The following is a 2539-nucleotide window of genomic DNA, read 5'->3' as shown; positions in this document are numbered from 1 at the left end:
GTTCGGCGGCGACGGCGACGACCTGATCCTGGCCGGCGCCGGCCGCAACGTGATCGACGGCGGCAAGGGCGACGACCAGATCACCAGCGGCGACCAGTACGACGGGCCCGCCGCGATCGTGGCCGGCGGCCCCGGCGACGACTACGTCACCATGGGCGGCGCGGGCGGCTGGGTGGCCGGTGACGGCCGCCTGACCCCCGCCACCCGCAAGGTCGGCGACGTCGACGTGGCCGACTGGACCGGCGACGATCTGCCCGGCACGCCCGCCGACGGCTCGTCCGACGGCGCCGACCGCATCGCGGCCGGGCTCGGCGAGAACCGGCTCTATGGCAACGGCGGGAACGACACCATCGCCGTGGCCTCCGACAGTCCGCTGGCGGCGACGGACGGTTCGCCGCGTTTCCGGGCGCAGCCGAGCCTGTTGGTCGGTGGGCCCGGTGCCGACACGCTGACCGGTGGTTCGGCGGCTGACGAGATCTACACCGGGCCGCGTGAGGAGTTCGGCCGCGACGAGGCGGGACCCGCCGACTCCGGGCCGAACTACGTCGACACCGGCGCGGGCGCCGACAAGGTGTTCGGCGGTCAGGCCGTTGATCTGGTCGCCGGTCATTCCGCTCCGGGTGAGGTCGTGAAGATCATCGGTGGTGGCGGGGACGACGTGCTGGCGGGTGGTCACGGCAAGGACGAGATCTTCGGTGGTCCCGGCGACGACTGGGTGATCGCCGAGCCGTCCGACGTCGGTGAGGCGCAGGGCCGCGACGACTTCGGTCCGGCCCGGCTGGTGCGTCATCTGCCGCTGCCGGCGGGCGTGCAGCCCTCGGCCAAGCGGTTGTCCGGCGGCGACGGGAACGACCACGTCGTCGGCGGCGACGGAGGCGCGACCGTCTTCGGCGACCGCCGGCGGGACGAGCCGTGCGAGGAGCACGACGGCGACGCCGACGGCCGGGACCTGATCATCGGCGGCGCGGGCAAGGAGACCGTGTCGGCCGGCGGCGGCGCCGACCGGGTCGAGGCCGGCGGCGGCCAGGACGTGGTCTGCGGCGAACGCGGCGACGACCGCCTGGCCGGCGGCTCGGGCGACGACCGGGTCTCGGGCGGCTCCGGTGACGACACGGCGCTCGGCGACGACGGCGCCGACGAGGTGACCGGCGGCTCCGGCGACGACACCCTGTACGGCGGCGCGCACGACGACACCGTCGTGGGCGAGTCCGGGCAGGACCGCGCGTTCGGCGGCGACGGTGACGACCTGGTCATCGGCGGCGCCCGCACGGCGGGCAAGGACGACAAGGGCGACTTCCTGTACGGCGACGCCGGGGCGGACCGGCTGATCGGCGACAACGGCGACGCCGGCGGCCCGTTCGACCTCGACGGCACCCCGCAGGAGGCCGGTGGCCCGGACGTGATCCACGGCGGCGACGGCGCCGACCGGGCTCACGGCGGGATCGGCGCCGACGAGGTGCACGGCGACGCGGGCGACGACCACCTGGAGGGCGGCGTCGGCGGCGACGAGGTGTACGGCGAGGCGGGGGAGGACGAGCTGGTGGGCGGCGCTTCGGGCGCGTACCCGGACAGTGGTGACACACTGCTGGGCGGCGACGGCCCGGACGTGATCGCCGCCGACAACGCCACCCTGACCACCACCGCCACCCCGTCCGGCACCCCATCGGCCACCCCGTCGGGCAGTCCGTCGGCCACCCCGTCGGCCACCCCGTCGGAGAGCTCGTCGCCCACGGGAGGCCCGTCACCGACCGGAGGCCCGTCTGGGACTGCGAGCCCGTCTGGGGCTGCGAGTCCGTCTAAGGCGGGGAGCCCTTCGGGGACGCCGTCCGGTGAGCCGGTGTCCGGTGCGGAGGCGGCCGACCCGGCGAGCTCGGTCGCCGTGCGGCCGGGCCAGGCGGCCGTGCACCAGGTGAAGCTGCTCGCGGGCGGCTTCGGCCCGGACGTGGCCGACGGCGGCGCGGGCAACGACGCGATCTTCGGCCAGGGCGGCCCCGACCGGCTGCGCGGCCAGGAGGGCGACGACTACGCCGAGGGCGGCGCGGGCGTGGACTGGGTCGAGGGCGACCAGGGCGACGACGACCTGGTCGGCGGCACCCACACCGCCGCCGACGACGCCGCCGACGCGCTCTACGGCGGCCCCGGCGACGATGTCGTGGCCGGCGACAACGCCGTGGTGACGCTGACGGGCACCCCGGCCAGGGCCACCGTCCGCATCGGCTCGGCCGGCACCCCGATGACCCCACGCGCCGTCACCCTCCTGGCCGACGGCCCAGGCGAAGGCTCAGGCTCTGGTGGCGGGGCCGGGGCGGATCGGGTGTCCGGTGGGGGTGGGGTGGACGTCCTGTGGGGGCAGGGCGGCGACGACCAGATGTCCGGCGGCGGCCAGGGCGACCACGCCGAGGGCGGCGACGGCGCGGACCAGATCCGCGGCGACCTGCCGCTGACGGCCGAGTCGACCCGCACCACCACGCGACCGCTGGCCGACCCCGGCTGGAGAGGCGACGCCAGTGGCCGAGCCGACCTGGAGGGCGACGACACC

Annotated in this window: 1 pseudogene; it reads left to right on the top strand. The window is 76.4% G+C overall.

What is annotated here, in order from left to right:
* Positions 1 to 2539 (top strand): annotated as a pseudogene (locus tag ACWCSD_RS51425) (hypothetical protein); the annotation flags it as partial.

It is taken from the genome of Nonomuraea sp. NPDC001684 (assembly GCF_053596515.1).
The sequence above is the reverse complement of the archived record's forward strand: the minus strand, read 5'-3'. Positions and strand labels throughout refer to the sequence as shown.